We start from the raw sequence: 18,272 nt of genomic DNA, 5'->3' as shown, positions 1-18,272 counted from the left end.
TCGAGGCAGGGATAACAATGGCATACCACGTTAAAACACAACTCACTCCCATCACAATGGCATTGTCACTGGCACTTTCGCTGACGGCATCTCCCGCATTTGCCGAATCCAAATCGGCCGCCGCATCCTCAAACGGAAAAACCGATTTAGGCAAAATTAGTATCACCGATACCAGCGATAAAGATGAGGCTGGGTATGATGCCGTCTATGACAAAGATATTTCCAATATTTATATCGGCAAAAAAGAGATCGAACGCTACAAAGGCTCCTCTCCCGCCGATTTAATTAAAGGGGCCGTTGGCGTATACAGCGGTGACGCCCGCAATAGTGGCGCGTTGGATATCAATATCCGTGGTGTTCAGGGACAAGGGCGCATTCCTGTCACCATTGATGGCACGGAACAAGCGATTACCGTAGGGCGTGGTTACAATGGTGCCAATAACCGCAACTACATTGACCCCAACTTAATCAGTAGTATTGAAATTGAAAAGGGGCCTTCCCTTAACCGCAACATCAAAGGTTCCGTCGGCGGTGCTGTCGCCATCAAAACGTTGGGGATCGATGATGTGGTACCAAAAGGAGAAACCTTCGGCATTAACACCAAACTGGAAACCAGCAGCAATTCAGTGAGGGAGCGTACGCCTTCCCTGTCATTGGGACAGGACTACCGTGATATTCCGAACTTTACCCAAAATGGCATCGAAACTGATCCGGCTTTACAGGTCACTCCTCATTCATCAAAAGACAATAAACTGTTTGGCTTCAAAGATAATGCTTTCCGCTTTGCTGTGGGCACACGACAGGAATATTTTGATTTGATGGTGGCTTATGCTTACCGCCGCCAGGGTAACTATTTTGCTGGAAAAGGGGGAGCCCATCGTTATGAAGAATCCATCACAGAAGCCGACAGAGAATTGATGAAAGGCGTAAAAACAACGCTGGATCCGTACCTGCCATTTGCTGCCCGTATCTATCGCCCCGGCAATGAAGTACCGAATACCTCCAATGAAATGCGTTCCTTGCTAATCAAAAACAGCTGGCGTTTTACCGATGATCAGGCATTGTTGCTAGGCTTCCGCAATACCCATATGGATTTCGGCGATATTATGCCATCACGCTTAGGGTCGGTTGATCCTGCCAGCAATAAAGTTCTCCAATGGCCGCTGGCGAATGTCCACCAGCAAGCCGCCAATCTGCATTATAAATGGCAACCTGCCGATAACCCTTATGCTGATTTAGACATGAATCTGTGGACAACCCGCACCACCAGCAATACCAATACTGCCGGAGGATACCCACGCACGCCCGTTGATAGGGATTGGTCTTGGGAAAATGGCGTCAAAGACAGAAACCCTTATATCGATGGTACATTGATCAATTCTTCCGTGACCAATTCCCAAAACAACCGCTGGGGTGTCGATATCTCCAACAAATTTACCCTGCATCACCGCTTGGACCTGACTTTGATAGGCAATTTCCAACGGGAACGTCTTGATTCCAATGATGACTATAGCTCCACCAATATGTATTTCTTCCAGTCACCCTCACGAAAAGGACAACGTCAGGAAATCAATCTCGCTTTTAATTTTGACTGGCGGCCAACTTCGTGGCTGGAACTGAAAGCCGGAGCCAAACGTGTTTCCTACTGGTCTCAGGATGATGTGCTGAATGAAAGACGTGCAGCAAAAGATTGGCGCTATCAAAAACAGCGGGAAACTATCGGGCATCAAATGAGTTATTTGCGGACATTGACCGAGAAAGAAGCTGAGATGATACAAAAAAGGGCAGAGTTTATAAAATCCAGTAATATTTCAAAAATGCGCGGCGCAGAAAGGCTAGTGTTTATGAAAAGACTCAATGCTGAATATCCAACTATCAGCACAACAAGTATTTCTTCACGTGACGGCCAAAAGCGCCAGATGATTAGTGAAGAATTCGAATGGCGTTACAATTCTAAAACTGGCCTACTCAATGAACGCAATAACCCTTATTTCAACGGCCAATTGGATATGAATGAAAAGGTTATCGATCCAATAAGTGGCAAGGAAGGCTATAAATATGAATACGGATCAGGCTCCAGTGTTGATGCAAACGGCATACCCGGCCCTGAAGTTGATGACCCTTGGGAACCGGCTGCCAGACGTAAAGATCATGCTTGGGCCCCTTCATTCTCGGCAACGGCTTATGTGACCGATGACCTCCGGCTCTATGCCCGTTATGTCAAAGCGATAAGAATGCCCAGCCTTTTTGCTGACACCGTCGGCTTTTCCGGCTCTTTAGGTAACCACTCAGGGCAGCAATTCAAACCTGAACGGGCAAAAAACGCAGAAGTCGGCTTTGTTTATGACTTTAGCCAATTAGTGGGTGCTGAACGTCATGCCGATATCAAATTTTCTTACTACAACACCGTAATTGAAAATGTATTCGATCGGGATAACACTTATAAGTTCGCTCAATTGGATAAACAGAAGCTGGCCGGTCTGGAATTACAGGCGCGTTATGACAACGGCAGTTTCTTTACCGATATGGGGTTAACCTACAACATGAAAAACAAGGTGTGTGACAAGAACTCCACCTTAAGAATGGATTCCCAAAATCGTTATGCTATCCCTGAATGTATTGATGGCGGTTTTCCGGGCGGTTATTTGCGCACAGCAATCCAGCCTCAATATTCTGCCAACCTGACTGTCGGCGGACGTCTGCTTGATGAAAAACTGGAGTTGGGCAGCCGCATGCTTTACCACAGCAAAGCAGAAAACCAAGATGAGAAATGGCTGATGAATGCCTTGCCGGATGTTTATAAAGGCCAGTCCAACAACCCAATGCGCTGGAACCCGGTATTTACGGTTGATGCCTATATCAGCTACCAAATCACCCCAGCGATATCGATGGAGTTAGTCGGCACAAACTTAACCAACCGCTACTATCTTGACCCCCTGACACGTTCGATGATGCCGGCGCCGGGCAGAACCTTTAAGCTCAGTTTGACGAGTCAGTTTTAAGGGATAACGATGATCAACGCAGCCATATCAGACAATCCGTCAATCCATTTTCCGGGCATGCCAAAAAAAGGCATGCTGGTAAGTATTCTGATTGCCGTTTTATTGCATATCAGCCTGATATGGCTGTTTAACCGACATGCTTCATACGATGACTCCGCCCATCATATCAACAACAGCACCCATGCGACGGGGCTATCGATTACCATGGTTTCAGCTTCATCATGGGCAAGTGAGCCAGAGCCTATCCCTCCGCCTTCAACACTTTTGTCTGTTCCTGAATCACCGACAAAACCTGAAATTGCATTAAATAAAGCCGTTCCTTCTGAAACGAAAGTGGAAAAACAGCAAGAATCCAATAAACCCAAAAAACGCAGAAAGCCGCAGGAAATGGCAGAAAAGAAACTCGCGCCATCACAACAGAGACAAAAAAACAATCACACAGAGCAAGAGGCCAACGGCAGTGATCAGGTTAATTCACAAGGCAGCATGAGCCGGGCAACAACGTCACAGCCTTTGGTTGGGCAAGGGAATAGCGAGGTGGATAATTATAATGCAAGATTACGGCAAGAAATCGAGCGGCATAAGAAATACCCCCGCAAAGCAAAAAGGATGAAACAGCAGGGTATCGTCACCGTCACGTTTACCCTACTCAACGACGGCACATTAGCCGCCGCCAGAATCGTCAACTCCTCCGGCAACAGCGCATTAGATAGTGCCGCACTTGATGCTATCAATAATGCCAATTCAGTTGGCGCCAAACCTGCGGATATGGCACCAGAAGTGACTCTATTGCTTGAGTTTATGTTGAATAAAGCGGATTAAAATGTCTCAGAGAAATGCGCAAACACCGGATAAAAAGGGTACGAGTGTTTCATTGCGGGCAGCAACTCTAAACTTCAAGCTACTGCTAATAAGGCAGCAACTTGAAAGATGAGGAATGGAATAGTGGGATTCGACGGTAAATTACTTCCCGATACAGAATGTAAAATTTATTTTATTTTCAATTAGTTACTATTTTTAGGGGCAAATAGGGATCAAAAACGATTGATGCCACCCTCGTAACCCATTGATTTATCAATATCCCTCATTCTAACCCCGTCTCTCGATCCACCCAAACGAAATCTTTCAGCCCTTCCTGAGCGGCGTTCGCGTGTCCAGAAAACCACCGTTTGATAAACACATTAATTGGTTGATGAAATCTCGAGCTAACAACCTGATGTTGTGTAAAAATACCCGTCTATTTATCTACGTCTGGTCAAGGTATGGGAAAGCGGCTTGGATACGCCCGTGTATCTACGGATGACCAGCGACTAGACCTACAGCGAGATGCTTTAAGCAGAGCTGGTTGTGTTGATATTTACGAAGAAAAGGTTAGCGGGAAGTCTGCGGATCGTACTGTTCTGGAGTACTGCCTTCGGGCGCTGGGGCAAGGAGATACCCTAATCGTTTGGCGGCTCGACCGTTTGGGTAGGTCATTATCAGATTTGGTAAGGATTGTTGGTGAATTGGAGCAGCTCGGTATAGGTTTCGAGAGCCTTACGGAGCGTATAGACACAGGCAGTGCAACAGGTAAATTAACTTTTCACCTATTCTCTGCTTTAGCCGAATTTGAGCGGAACCTTATCCGAGAGTGGACGCACGCTGGATTAGCTGCTGCTCGTGCACGTGGTCGTAAAGGAGGAAGGAAACCTTCCCTGGATGAAAAGCAAGTAAAGGAAATTAAGACACTTCTGCGTGACCCTGATATACAAGTTACTGATGTTGCTAAGCGTTATGGTGTGTCTCGGGCAACCATTTATAAGTATGCAGGTGCAGCTCGCCCAAGTCGTATCACTGAGAATAGAGCGAAGCCACTACAATAATTGAAGGGAAACAAAATATGGCTGATATAAAAACTCAAAAGTGACTTTATCACCTTACAAGCTTGAACAATGTCAGCTCTATATTTAAGGATGGGTTAAAGCCTAGGGCAACATTGAGAGAATTTCATGATGTTGCTGATCAGGAAATAATCGGCAGTCGTAAGGGACATGAGCTCGAAAACTACGTGCCTTTTCATTGGTTTTCAAGAAACCCTTTTGATGGCCGTGTTCAAAAAGATAGACCGGATGAAGACTTTGTTTTAATTACAGTCAGACGAGAAATAGCTAAAACAGGAAACTGGAAGGTGATTCCTAGGCATCCGCTAGCTAACGCTGCTGTTAGACTTTATGACTATAATGAAGGTTTCGGGTTAATTGATTGGGACGCAATGAATAAGCGTGATTACCACGATCCAGATTGTAAGAGCATTTGTATGGCGGAGTGCTTGTCCCCTAATATTGTCGATATATCAAAGTTCTTTATGATCTATGTTCCTACAACGACTATTGAGAGAGCTGTTGTGAGAAAACTGAATGGAAAATCAGTTGACGTTAATGTCAACAGAGGAATGTTCAGTTAATGGCATATACGAATCTTAATCCGGAAAAAGCACTCATTTGGCGAATTACACATCGCCAAAATATTCCTTGGATTCTAGCCAATGGATTACATGCTGGAAACGGTGCAGTGCGTTCTCAAAATTGGATGACTATTGGGAATGAGGATTTAATAAATCGTCGTGGTCATCGAACTGTACCTCTTCCGCCGCAAGGTGTACTTAATGATTATGTTCCTTTTTATTTCACTCCATTTTCTCCCATGATGTACAATATTTATACGGGGCGCGGTGGGGTAAAAAAGGTATCTAATACCGATATAGTTATTCTGGTTTCTAGCATGTATCGAGTTGCAGAAATCGGATTGCCGTTTGTATTTACCGACCGCCATGCGTACCCAGTAACTACAAATTATTACAACAATCTAGCTGATTTAACGGCTATTGATTGGGCACTGTTGCAACAGCGCAATTTTCAGCGCGATCCGGACGCCCCTGAAAAGGTGGAACGTTATCAAGCAGAAGCTTTAATCCATAGGCATATGCCAATTAATGCATTGCTGGGTGCAGTATGCTACACACAGAATGTGCAACAGGAATTACAAGAACAAGCCAATGGGCTAGGAGTCAAACTGGATATACATTGTATACCCGGTTGGTACTTTTAAGGAGGCTGACGATGATAAAATTTACACAAGGTAACCTGTTGGAAGCTAACGTAGAAGCTCTGGTTAACACAGTTAATACAGTTGGAGTTATGGGTAAAGGAATTGCGTTGATGTTTAAAGAACGTTTTCCAGCCAATATGGCTGCTTATGCCAAAGCATGTAAAGAAAAAGAAGTTAAGACTGGAAAGATGTTTGTTACCGATACTGGTGAACTAATGGGGCCTCGTTGGATTGTTAACTTCCCTACAAAACAACATTGGCGGGCTAAGTCACAAATGCAATGGGTTATAGATGGATTGGTAGATCTTCGCTCTTTTATTGAGAAAAATAACGTACATTCCATCGCTATACCTCCATTGGGAGCCGGTAATGGTGGTCTTAACTGGGATGAGGTAAAACCACATATCACCCAAATACTAGGCGATCTTGAAAATGTAGAAATCATTGTTTATGAGCCGACAGCAAAATATCAGAATGTGGCTAAACCAAAAGGCATGGAAAAGCTAACCCCTGCACGCGCTTTGATTGCAGAGCTGGTGCGTCGTTACTGGGTGTTGGGAATGGAATGTAGCTTATTAGAAATTCAGAAACTTGCATGGTTCCTAGAACGCGTGATTGAGACTGAGGGGCTAAAAAATCCATTGAATCTTAAATTCGTAGCTAATAACTATGGCCCTTACGCAGATAGGCTACGTCATTTATTAGATGGATTGGATGGAAGCTATCTAAAGAGTGAAAAACGCATTAGCGATTGCGGCCCTCTAGATGTGATTTGGTTTAATGATACCAAGCGCGACAAGATTGCTTTGTACTTAAAGTCTGAAGCGAAAGCCTACCTCCCCGCGTTGGAAAAAACTGCTGAGTTAATTGACGGTTTTGAGTCTCCTTACGGGATAGAACTACTGTCTACTGTAGATTGGCTACTATTTCAGGAGCATGTATCTCCCGATGCAGAATCCTTACTCGATGGTATACGCCATTGGCCTGCTGGAGATAAATGGGCTCAACGCAAGCTAAAATTGTTTGATCTACCGAAGCTAGAGTTGGCGCTAAGTCGCCTGAAACAAGTACCTTTGCAAGCGGCGGGTTAATTCTTTTGAAACTGTCCATGGGTACTCCCAAGGACTTTTCCAATCTTATAGAACACATCCATCGCGATCGACCTATGTATAAATATCACTAAGGGAACGCGCTGGTTTTACACAAGGAGGCCCTGGATGAGGACGCCCAGCCGCTTAATACCTGGGGTACTATCGCCGCGGCGTTGGGCAACGCCGGAATTTCCATCAAAAACAAAAAATTACTTTGATATGTTTTGAAGGGTTTTACCACGTTTCTCTGATTAATGAGCCATTTCACTTCCCGATACAAAAACTCGAGAAAATCCGCCCAAGCAAATCATCTGAGGTAAATTCCCCCGTGATTTCGCTCAATACTTGCTGAGCAAGACGCAGCTCTTCTGCCAGCAATTCTCCTGAACGGGCAAAGACCAATTGCTGGTGGCCTTCCTGCAAATGTTCTGCTGCCGTATTCAGCGCCTGCAAATGACGGCGGCGCGCCAGAAAACCACCTTCAGTATTGCTGTTGAAACCCATAGCTTCTTTTAGATGATCGCGCAGCAAATCAACGCCTTTCCCGTCACGGGCGGAGAGGCGAATTAATGTGTGCCCGCTGATTTCTGAAACGCCCGTGTCTTCGCCGGTCATATCAGTTTTATTGCGGATAACCGTCACCGGCAGGGATTCCGGCAACTTCGCCATAAATTCAGGCCAGATTTGTGCAGGTTCAGTCGCATCAGTTGTCGTACTGTCTACCATAAACAGAACCCGATCCGCTTGTTCAATTTCCTGCCATGCCCGCTCAATACCGATGCGTTCCACTTCGTCGCTGGCCTCGCGCAAACCCGCCGTATCAATCACATGCAACGGCATGCCATCGATATGGATGTGTTCACGCAAAACATCGCGCGTTGTGCCGGCGATATCAGTGACAATTGCAGCTTCACGGCCTGCCAATGCATTGAGCAGGCTGGATTTGCCGGCATTCGGACGTCCGGCAATCACGACTTTCATTCCTTCACGCAGCAAGCTGCCCTGACGTGCCTGTGAACGCACCTGTTCCAGCTCAGCAATCACTTCATCCAGTTTGGCTTCTATCTTGCCGTCGGAAAGAAAATCAATTTCTTCATCGGGAAAATCAATCGCAGCTTCAACGTAAATACGTAAGTTAGTCAGCTCTTCCACCATCTGATGAACCTGATGGGAAAATGCGCCTTGCAAGGAATTCATTGCAGAACGGGCCGCCTGTTCAGAGCTGGCGTCAATCAAATCCGCAATGGCTTCTGCTTGTGCCAAATCGAGTTTATCGTTCAGAAATGCACGTTCCGAAAACTCCCCCGGATTGGCGATGCGAACACCGGAAATTGCCAAAATGCGCTTCAGTAGCAAATCAAGAATGACTGGCCCGCCGTGCCCTTGAAGTTCCAGAACATCTTCCCCCGTAAAAGAGTTGGGGCCAGGGAAGTACAGTGCGATACCTTGATCAAGTACAGAGCCATACATATCCCGGAAAGGCAGATAATCCGCATAACGGGGTTTTGGAAGTTTTCCCAATACCACCTCAGCGACTTCCGCCGCCTTGCGGCCAGAAATACGCAGAATGCCTACACCGCCTCGTCCCGGAGGGGTGGCCTGAGCGACTATCGTATCGGTGGTATTCATGAAATTCTCTCTTTTGATCTATGAACTGAAATTTTACCAATGCATTAAAATAACAAAGGCGGCCAATGACCGCCTTCGTTATTTATGATTTTGAAAGACTTACTTTTTATTAAGATCGACTTTCTTTTCACGCTTTTCGCGGGTATGCAAGCCACGTTTTTCCAGACTGCGGAAAATAACCTGCTGCTGGATAATAGTCACCAAGTTACTCACGATGTAGTACAGAACCAGACCAGACGGGAACCACAGGAAGAAAACGGTGAACACAACCGGCATGTAGGTCATGATCTTCTGCTGCATCGGATCAGTCACGGTAGTCGGTGACAGTTTCTGGATAACAAACATGGTCACACCCATCAGCAATGGCAGGATGTAGTAAGGATCCTGTGCAGACAAGTCTTTAATCCAACCAATGAATGGTGCATGGCGCAGCTCAACAGAGCCCATCAACATGTAATACAGAGCAAGGAAGATTGGCATCTGGATAATCAGAGGTAAACAGCCGCCCAGCGGGTTTACTTTCTCTGTTTTGTACAACGCCATCATTTCCTGACTCATACGTTGACGGTCATCACCAAAACGCTCACGCATTGCCGTGATTTTTGGTTGCAACAGACGCATTTTCGCCATTGAAGTGTATTGCGCCTTAGTCAGCGGGTACATGATACCGCGCACGATAAAGGTGATCGCAATGATGGAGAAGCCCCAGTTACCGATGAATTCATGCAGGAATTTCAGCAGCTTGAACAGTGGCTGGGAAATAAACCACAACCAACCGTAATCTACAGTCAGATCCAAGTGTGGCGCAATTGCAGCCATTTCATCCTGAATCTCAGGGCCAACCCACAGCGTTGAAGAGATATTCTGCTGGCTGTTTGGTGCGATATTGATACTTTCACCCTTGTACCCAATAATCGCCATTTTTTGATTTTTCAGGTCAATGGTGTAGAAATTGCTGTTTTTGCTTTCTCCCGGAACCCAGGCAGTAGCAAAATATTGCTGGAGCATCGCAACCCAGCCGCCTTTTGTGGCAACGGAAAGTGGCTTGCTTTCAATTTCGTCAAATTTGTATTTTTCGTATTTTGCTTCATCGGAAGAATAAGCAGCACCACGATAAGTATGCAGGGCAAAGTTGCTGCTGCCTGTATCACGGTGTTTCGGTAATTCAACGCTTTGTTTCAACTGACCAAAGAACGCCATCTGCAATGGTTTGTCAGTAACGTTATTGATGCTGTAGTCAACAGAAACCGCATAAGAACCCCGTTTCAGAACAAAAGTCTTAACATAGACAACACCATCCGGCGCAGTGTAAGTCATCGGAATGCGCAATTCATCCTGACCATCAGCCAACACGAAATCATGCTGAGTGGTTTGATAAAGTGGACGTACCGCTTGGTTATCCGGGCCATTAAGACCAGTTAACCCACTTTGGGCCTGATAAGTGAATTCTGGGGTTGTTTCCAGAAGTTTGAACGGAGTTTTAGAACCTAGGGTATCAGGATAGGCCAGCAGATCAGCCTCCTCGATATCACCGCCACGGGTATTGATATGCAATGACAGCACATCAGTTTTCACGGTGATCAGTTTACTTTGCTCACTGCTACTTACTTCGTTATTCAGCGTATTGACTTGCTGAGTGATCTGGGTTGCTGGTTGTGGGTTCTTATCACTCTCCCACGCTTGCCAGACCAAGAACGAAACAAACAGCAAAGCGATGAGAAGAAGATTGCGTTGCGAATCCATCGTTAGTGTTCTCTGTTATCGTCGTTTTTAGGTGGGACAGGATCATCACCACCTTTGTGTAAAGGGTGGCATTTTAATATGCGTTTCACTGTTAACCAACTGCCTTTTATCATTCCAAACCTACGTAATGCCTCAATTCCGTAGTAGGAACAGGTAGGATTGAAACGACAACGAGGCCCCAGCAGTGGACTAATCACTAGCTGGTAGCCCCTGATTAACATAATCAGGAGGCGCGAGCCAAGCGACAGTGACGACGCCATAATTTGCCCAAAGCTTCCGTTAGCTCACGGTTATCAAGCTCAGCGACCCCTTTCCTCACCAAAATCACAAAATCCATTGACGGCAAATTATGTTGATTTAAACGAAAACTTTCACGAGCCAGTCGCTTGATACGATTACGCTCATGGGCGCGTTTAACGTTTTTTTTGGCGATGGTTAGACCGATGCGGGGATGCCCCAGCTCATTCAAGCGTCCAAGAATAGTTATCTCTGCGGAGCTTGCCCGTTGTGGCTGCTGGAAAACATAAGTGAAATGCTCGGGAGTTAACAAACGTAACTCCCTCGGAAAAGCGAGCTTAACCATATGGTATGGTTAGCTTTATTACTTAGAAACGGTCAAACGAGCACGGCCTTTTGCACGACGGCGAGCCAGAACCTGACGACCATTTTTAGTGGCCATACGAGAGCGGAAACCGTGAGTACGGTTACGCTTCAGTACGGATGGTTGAAAAGTGCGTTTCATAGCGATTTCTACCTAGCTTAAAATTTGTTACTGATTCAGCAAATGCGTTGGCGACCAGTGAGAAATAAGTAGACACCGATGCCTCAATCGCAACATCAATATATAGAAAGAGGCCGGATTGTAATAAAATGTACTACCCTTAGTCAATCCAAGATGACGCGAGTCTGACCGTCTTCTACCAGATTTTTAGTTCTCCTGACATGGCCAGACTTTTTGCTACCTAAGTTTCCTACCTAAAAAGTGTTTCCCCAAAATCCTCACCAGACATAACCGGAAAAAATCGTTGGCTTCACACGCAGGGTGCAAGATTATACGGACTGTACAATAAATCGCAAGGATCATGCACAGATCGTTTCACATGAATATACGATCATGTAATGTCGGGCCTACTTTGAATCCTAAACAATAGTTAAATGAAATTTGCTATATGCCATGATTACACTAAAGTATCTACTGTGAGTCTTTATATTCTGCAAGTGCCAAAGCGTGGTGACCTCCCTGTGGATAAAAAGCATCAAAGCTGTGTAAAAGAATGAGGATTTCTGTCGTCTTTTGCGTTATGATCGTCGGCCACGATCCCAACCTATCTATAAGCGGATCGTTGGGGAGCGATGGTATTCAAAATCGCCACAAGGTACATGCTGACTTCCTCACCACCGAGGGTATTGCCTTGTACCCAGTATAACTATCTATTATTCCGGTTTCTTTTATTGGTCTCGTTTTAGGGGAGTTCGCCGTGTCACTTTCGCTTTGGCAGCAATGTCTTGCCCGATTGCAGGATGAGTTACCTGCCACAGAATTCAGTATGTGGATACGACCCCTTCAGGCAGAACTGAGTGATAACACTTTGGCTCTCTATGCCCCCAACCGTTTCGTGCTTGATTGGGTAAGAGAGAAATATATTAATAATATCAATTTGTTATTAAATGATTTCTGTGGTCCTGAAGTACCGTTGTTACGTTTCGAAGTAGGGAATAAGCCTATTTCACCAAACCAAACTGCATCTCAGAAAATCATTACCGATATGCCGGTGGCTACGGTGCCGTCCAGTTCGTCTATCCGCCCGAGTTGGGACACCGCAAAGGCCCAGCCTGAGTTATCATATCGCTCTAATGTGAATCCCAAGCACACATTCGATAACTTTGTTGAGGGTAAATCCAACCAACTGGCCAGAGCGGCCGCCAGACAAGTTGCCGATAATCCAGGTGGGGCATACAATCCTTTGTTCCTCTATGGCGGAACCGGTCTGGGTAAAACCCACCTTTTGCATGCGGTCGGCAATAGCATCATGGCCCGCAAAGCCAATGCCAAAGTCGTGTACATGCATTCTGAACGTTTTGTTCAGGATATGGTCAAAGCATTGCAAAACAATGCGATAGAAGAGTTTAAACGTTATTATCGTTCCGTAGATGCTCTATTGATCGATGATATTCAGTTTTTTGCAAATAAAGAGCGATCCCAAGAAGAATTCTTTCACACGTTCAATGCCCTGCTGGAAGGTAATCAACAGATTATTCTGACATCAGATCGCTATCCGAAAGAGATCAATGGCGTCGAAGATCGGTTAAAATCCCGTTTTGGTTGGGGCTTGACCGTTGCCATCGAACCACCGGAGCTGGAAACCCGCGTTGCCATCTTGATGAAGAAGGCTGACGAGAACCAAATCCAGTTGCCGGGTGAAGTGGCTTTCTTTATTGCCAAACGCCTGCGATCTAACGTTCGTGAACTCGAAGGCGCTTTAAATCGAGTTATCGCCAATGCTAACTTTACTGGTCGGGCGATTACCATTGATTTTGTACGCGAAGCATTACGTGACTTATTGGCTCTACAGGAAAAGCTGGTAACCATTGACAATATTCAGAAAACTGTAGCTGAATATTACAAAATCAAGGTTGCGGACCTGCTTTCCAAACGCCGTTCTCGCTCCGTTGCCCGTCCGAGACAAATGGCAATGGCGCTGGCAAAAGAGCTGACAAATCACAGCTTGCCTGAAATCGGGGATGCCTTTGGTGGACGTGATCATACAACTGTACTTCATGCTTGTCGTAAAATAGAACAACTGCGTGAAGAGAGTCATGACATCAAAGAAGATTTTTCCAACTTAATCAGAACATTATCTTCCTAGCGCTATGAAATTCATCATTGAACGTGAGCAATTATTAAAACCTTTGCAGCAGGTGAGCAGCCCCTTGGGAGGCCGCCCTACCCTGCCTATTTTAGGCAACTTATTATTGCAGGTCACAGAAGGCTCTCTGCTGTTAACCGGCACCGATTTAGAAATGGAAATGAAGGCACGGGTTACACTTGCCCAGCCGCATGAAAACGGTGCAACCACTGTCCCCGCCCGCAAATTCTTTGATATTTGGCGCGGGTTGCCGGACGGCGCAGAAATTAGCGTAGAGCTGGATGGCGATCGTATCCTCGTCCGTTCCGGACGCAGCCGCTTTTCACTTTCCACCCTGCCCGCGACAGATTTTCCCAATCTGGATGACTGGCAAAGCGAAGTTGAATTTTCGTTGCCACAGGCCACATTGAAGCGCCTGATCGAATCAACCCAATTTTCCATGGCACATCAGGACGTTCGCTACTATTTGAACGGCATGCTCTTTGAAACCGAAGGCGAAGAGTTGCGCACTGTTGCAACCGACGGCCATCGTCTGGCTGTCTGCTCAATGAATATCGGGCAAACATTGCCCTCCCATTCGGTGATCGTACCTCGTAAAGGTGTCATTGAATTGATGCGCCTGCTGGATGGTGGGGATAACCCACTGCAATTACAAATTGGCAGCAACAACATTCGCGCTCACGTCGGTGATTTTATTTTCACCTCCAAATTGGTTGATGGGCGTTTCCCGGATTACCGCCGCGTACTGCCGAAGAATCCAGATAAGACGCTGGTAGCGAATTGTGACATGATCAAGCAGGCCTTTTCACGGGCTGCGATTTTATCCAACGAAAAATTCCGCGGTGTTCGCATTTATTTAAGCGAAAACCAACTCAGGATCACCGCAAACAACCCTGAACAAGAAGAAGCGGAAGAAATCGTTGATGTCAGCTACCAAGGCACTGAGATGGAAATTGGTTTCAATGTCAGCTACGTACTGGATGTTCTGAACGCATTGAAATGCGAACAGGTGAGCCTCCTTCTGACAGATGCGACATCCAGTGTGAAAATCGAGAATTCAGCCAGTCAGGCTGCGACTTATGTCGTCATGCCGATGCGCCTGTAAAAATTCTCCTGTAGACAACACTGACTCATAGATATGATTCTTTCGCGTTTGCTGATCCGCGATTTTCGTAATATCGCGAATGCTGACCTGCCGTTGGCAACGGGGTTTAATTTTCTGGTTGGGCCAAACGGCAGCGGTAAAACAAGTATACTGGAAGCCATTTATACATTAGGCCATGGCCGTGCTTTTCGCAGCATCATGGCGGGAAGAGTGATCCGCCATGATTGTGAAGAATTCATTCTTCATGGGCGGCTTGAACAACAACTTTATGAACGCACGTTGGCGGTGGGCTTAAGCAAGAATCGCCACGGTGATAGTAAAGTCAGAATTGATGGCAGTGACGGGCATAAAATTGCAGAGCTGGCAAAAATGCTGCCTATGCAACTTATCACGCCGGAAGGTTTCACATTACTGAATGGTGGCCCGAAATACCGTCGGGCATTTATTGATTGGGGTTGCTTTCACAATGAACCACGCTTTTTTACTGCCTGGGCCAACCTGAAAAGGCTGCTCAAACAGCGAAATGCGGCATTGCGGCAAGTCACCCGATACAGCCAGATCCAACATTGGGATCGCGAACTTGCCCCGCTGGCGACGGAAATAAGCCAATGGCGGGCTGAATACATCGCAGGAATTTCCGAAGATATCGAGAAAACCTGTAAACAATTTTTACCTGAATTCACTCTCAGTATCAGCTTTCAACAAGGTTGGGACAAAGAGAGCGAATATGCAGAACTGCTCGCGCGGCAATTTGAGCGCGACAAAGCGCTAACCTACACCGCTTCCGGCCCCCATAAAGCAGATCTGCGGATCAGGGCGGACGGCACCCCGGTGGAAGATATGCTTTCCCGTGGTCAGTTGAAATTACTGATGTGTGCGTTGAGGTTAGCGCAGGGTGAATATTTCACCCGACAGAGCGGGCAAAAATGCCTGTATCTGCTTGATGATTTTGCTTCAGAACTGGATGCTGGCCGTCGTCAGCTATTAGCCGAGCGTCTGAAATCTACGCAAGCCCAAGTGTTTGTCAGTGCAATCACAACTGGGCAAGTTACTGACATGATTGATGTTAATAGCAGGATGTTTCGCGTAGAACATGGCAAAATAGAGGTTCAACCACAGGATTAAGATGAGCGAGAAACGTTGATGTCGAATACATATGACTCCTCAAGTATCAAGGTATTAAAAGGGCTGGATGCCGTCCGTAAACGTCCAGGCATGTATATCGGTGATACCGATGATGGTACCGGTCTGCACCACATGGTCTTCGAGGTTGTTGACAACGCTATCGACGAAGCCCTCGCAGGTCATTGTGACAAGATAGTTGTCACCATTCATGCAGATAACTCAGTTTCTGTACAGGATGACGGCCGCGGTATTCCTACCGGGATACACGAAGAAGAAGGTGTTTCAGCAGCAGAAGTTATCATGACCGTGCTGCATGCGGGGGGTAAATTCGATGACAATTCCTATAAAGTTTCCGGTGGCCTGCATGGCGTAGGGGTTTCTGTTGTAAATGCCTTATCGGAAAAACTGGAACTGACTATCCGTCGTGACAACAAAGTCCACGAACAGACCTACATGCATGGGGTCCCACAATCTCCGCTGAAAATCGTCGGAGATACCGAGCAGACAGGAACCACAGTTCGTTTCTGGCCTAGCATGGATACGTTCAAACTTAACACTGAGTTCGAATATGATATTCTGGCAAAACGCCTGCGTGAATTGTCATTCCTGAATTCCGGCGTTTCCATTCGGTTAGTTGATAAACGCACCAATGCCGAAGATCTCTTCCACTATGAAGGCGGAATTAAAGCGTTTGTTGAATACCTAAGCCGTAACAAAAACCCAATTCACCCTAATGTCTTCTATTTCTCCACAGAAAAAGATGGCATTGGCGTTGAAATTTCCATGCAATGGAATGATGGTTTTCAAGAAAACATCTACTGCTTTACCAACAATATTCCTCAGCGCGATGGCGGAACCCACCTCGTTGGTTTCCGTACCGCGATGACCCGTACCCTCAATAGTTATATGGATAAAGAGGGTTACAATAAAAAATCCAAAGTCAGCGCCACAGGTGACGATGCCCGTGAAGGCTTGATTGCGGTTATTTCCGTTAAAGTTCCTGATCCTAAATTCTCTTCCCAGACTAAAGACAAGCTGGTTTCTTCAGAAGTGAAAACCGCTGTCGAAACGCTGATGAATGAAAAACTGGTCGAGTATCTGCTGGAAAACCCGAACGACGCCAAAACGGTTGTCGGCAAAATCATTGATGCGGCCCGCGCCCGTGAAGCGGCACGTAAAGCCCGTGAAATGACCCGCCGCAAGGGCGCACTGGATCTGGCCGGGCTGCCGGGCAAACTGGCTGACTGTCAGGAGCGTGACCCTGCGCTATCCGAACTCTACTTGGTGGAGGGTGATTCTGCGGGTGGTTCAGCAAAACAGGGACGCAACCGTAAAAATCAGGCTATTTTGCCTTTGAAAGGTAAGATCCTGAACGTTGAAAAAGCGCGTTTTGATAAAATGCTCTCTTCACAAGAAGTGGCAACATTGATCACCGCGCTGGGCTGTGGAATTGGCCGTGATGAATACAACCCGGACAAACTGCGTTATCACAGCATTATCATCATGACCGATGCCGACGTGGATGGTTCTCACATCCGCACCTTGTTGCTGACATTCTTCTATCGTCAGATGCCGGAAATCATTGAGCGCGGCTATGTCTATATTGCCCAGCCACCACTGTATAAAGTGAAGAAAGGCAAGCAAGAGCAGTACATCAAAGATGACGATGCAATGGAAGCATACCAGATGTCCATCGCATTGGATGGCGCATCCCTGTATACCAATCCGCATGCTCCGGCATTGAAAGGCGAAGCGCTGGAATCACTTGTGACTGAGTTTAATGCTACCCAGAAACTCATCCGCCGCATGGAACGCCTGTATCCACTGTCTCTGCTGAACAGCCTGATTTACCATCCGAAACTGGCTGAAGATGAATTAAGCTCTCAAGCAAAAGTGGAAGAATGGGCAAGCACGCTGACTGCCAGCCTGAATGACAAAGAACAGCAAGGTAGTACTTATAGCTATCGAATCCATGAAAACCGTGAACGCCAAGTTTTCGAGCCTATCTTGTGCATCCGTACACACGGTGTTGATACTAACTACAATCTGGATTTTGATTTCATTCACGGTGGCGAATACCGTCGTATCACCAAACTGGGTGAATCTATCGGGCATCTGATTGAAGAAGGCGCATATATTGAACGTGGCGAACGCCACCAAGCAATAAGCAGCTTTGAGCAGGCGCTGGAGTGGTTGGCCAAAGAATCACGTCGTGGTCTTTCCGTACAACGTTATAAAGGTCTGGGCGAAATGAACCCGGAGCAGCTGTGGGAAACCACCATGAACCCAGAAACTCGTCGTATGATGCGCGTAACAGTGAAAGATGCGATTGCAACTGATCAACTGTTCACAACCCTGATGGGTGACGCGGTTGAACCTCGCCGTGCATTTATTGAAGAGAATGCCCTGAAAGCAGCGAATATTGATATCTAATATTTTTGCTTATACACCGGCCCAGATAGCACCATGCTATCTGGGCCGTGCTTATCAGGCTTGATAAGTTTTTCCCTGCCCTCAGTTACCCTTCAGAAATTCTGCTGAACAGTCATTGCCTTCCAAGGCAGCAATGAGTTTATTGATCTGAATGCGCTGGTTAACGAACTGAAACTGAGATGAAACTGAG

The 18,272-nt window shown here is 46.3% G+C and carries 14 protein-coding genes and 1 pseudogene; 10 read left to right on the top strand and 5 right to left on the bottom strand.

Features of this window, described 5'->3' with window-relative positions; genetic code table 11:
• The first annotated feature begins 17 nt into the window (after positions 1–17).
• The 6 genes and pseudogenes from FE392_RS03225 to darG all read left to right on the top strand — a co-directional run bounded on the left by FE392_RS03225 (position 18) and on the right by darG (position 7,180).
• Positions 18–3,002 (top strand): TonB-dependent receptor domain-containing protein, encoded by a 2,985-nt coding sequence (locus FE392_RS03225; RefSeq protein WP_319928790.1) that lies wholly within the window; start codon positions 18–20, stop codon positions 3,000–3,002.
• A gap of 9 nt (positions 3,003–3,011) precedes the next feature.
• The gene (locus tag FE392_RS03220; protein ID WP_319928789.1) at positions 3,012–3,824 is read left to right on the top strand and encodes a TonB family protein; all 813 of its coding nucleotides are present in this window, start codon (positions 3,012–3,014) and stop codon (positions 3,822–3,824) included.
• A 440-nt stretch (positions 3,825–4,264) separates the two neighbouring features.
• Positions 4,265–4,864, top strand: a complete 600-nt coding sequence (locus tag FE392_RS03215) for a recombinase family protein (RefSeq protein WP_319928788.1) — start codon at positions 4,265–4,267, stop codon at positions 4,862–4,864.
• A gap of 59 nt (positions 4,865–4,923) precedes the next feature.
• Positions 4,924–5,445: pseudogene (locus FE392_RS03210) on the top strand (DarT ssDNA thymidine ADP-ribosyltransferase family protein); the annotation flags it as partial.
• A complete protein-coding gene (gene darT / locus FE392_RS03205) occupies positions 5,445–6,089 on the top strand; it encodes a type II toxin-antitoxin system toxin DNA ADP-ribosyl transferase DarT (RefSeq protein ID WP_319928787.1) in 645 nt (214 codons plus the stop codon). The pseudogene FE392_RS03210 and the gene darT, both read left to right, overlap by 1 nt.
• An 11-nt stretch (positions 6,090–6,100) precedes the next feature.
• On the top strand, positions 6,101–7,180 hold the full coding sequence (gene darG / locus FE392_RS03200) for a type II toxin-antitoxin system antitoxin DNA ADP-ribosyl glycohydrolase DarG (protein ID WP_319928786.1): 1,080 nt from the start codon (positions 6,101–6,103) through the stop codon (positions 7,178–7,180).
• Positions 7,181–7,444: 264 nt separating this feature from the next.
• Here the strand turns inward: darG and mnmE are convergent, their stop codons facing one another.
• The 5 genes from mnmE to rpmH form a co-directional block, all read right to left on the bottom strand.
• Positions 7,445–8,809, bottom strand: coding sequence for a tRNA uridine-5-carboxymethylaminomethyl(34) synthesis GTPase MnmE (mnmE, locus tag FE392_RS03195; RefSeq protein WP_319928785.1), 1,365 nt, complete (start codon positions 8,807–8,809; stop codon positions 7,445–7,447).
• Between the two features lie 99 nt (positions 8,810–8,908).
• A complete protein-coding gene (gene yidC, locus FE392_RS03190) occupies positions 8,909–10,552 on the bottom strand; it encodes a membrane protein insertase YidC (RefSeq protein WP_319928784.1) in 1,644 nt (547 codons plus the stop codon).
• A gap of 2 nt (positions 10,553–10,554) precedes the next feature.
• Entirely contained in the window at positions 10,555–10,812 is a 258-nt protein-coding gene (gene yidD / locus FE392_RS03185; protein ID WP_319928783.1) for a membrane protein insertion efficiency factor YidD, read from the bottom strand.
• Positions 10,776–11,135, bottom strand: a complete 360-nt coding sequence (rnpA, locus tag FE392_RS03180) for a ribonuclease P protein component (RefSeq protein WP_319928782.1) — start codon at positions 11,133–11,135, stop codon at positions 10,776–10,778. Before rnpA ends, yidD begins: the two co-directional genes overlap by 37 nt.
• A gap of 18 nt (positions 11,136–11,153) precedes the next feature.
• Positions 11,154–11,294 (bottom strand): 50S ribosomal protein L34, encoded by a 141-nt coding sequence (gene rpmH / locus FE392_RS03175; RefSeq protein WP_015836465.1) that lies wholly within the window; start codon positions 11,292–11,294, stop codon positions 11,154–11,156.
• A 736-nt stretch (positions 11,295–12,030) separates the two neighbouring features.
• On the opposite strand from rpmH, the gene dnaA reads away from it, so the two are divergent.
• From dnaA to gyrB, 4 genes are read left to right on the top strand one after another with little or no spacing between them, the layout of a single operon-like run.
• Positions 12,031–13,419: a chromosomal replication initiator protein DnaA gene (gene dnaA / locus FE392_RS03170; protein WP_319928780.1), complete on the top strand. Its 1,389-nt coding sequence runs from the start codon at positions 12,031–12,033 to the stop codon at positions 13,417–13,419.
• A 4-nt stretch (positions 13,420–13,423) separates the two neighbouring features.
• The gene (gene dnaN, locus FE392_RS03165) at positions 13,424–14,524 is read left to right on the top strand and encodes a DNA polymerase III subunit beta (protein WP_092512507.1); all 1,101 of its coding nucleotides are present in this window, start codon (positions 13,424–13,426) and stop codon (positions 14,522–14,524) included.
• Positions 14,525–14,557: 33 nt separating this feature from the next.
• Positions 14,558–15,649, top strand: a complete 1,092-nt coding sequence (gene recF / locus FE392_RS03160; protein ID WP_092512505.1) for a DNA replication/repair protein RecF — start codon at positions 14,558–14,560, stop codon at positions 15,647–15,649.
• A gap of 18 nt (positions 15,650–15,667) precedes the next feature.
• Positions 15,668–18,082 (top strand): DNA topoisomerase (ATP-hydrolyzing) subunit B, encoded by a 2,415-nt coding sequence (gene gyrB, locus FE392_RS03155; protein WP_319928779.1) that lies wholly within the window; start codon positions 15,668–15,670, stop codon positions 18,080–18,082.
• Positions 18,083–18,272 lie beyond the last annotated feature (190 nt).

Source organism: Xenorhabdus santafensis (assembly GCF_033949405.1).
Classification (GTDB): Bacteria; Pseudomonadota; Gammaproteobacteria; order Enterobacterales; family Enterobacteriaceae; genus Xenorhabdus; species Xenorhabdus santafensis.
The sequence above is the reverse complement of the archived record's forward strand: the minus strand, read 5'-3'. Positions and strand labels throughout refer to the sequence as shown.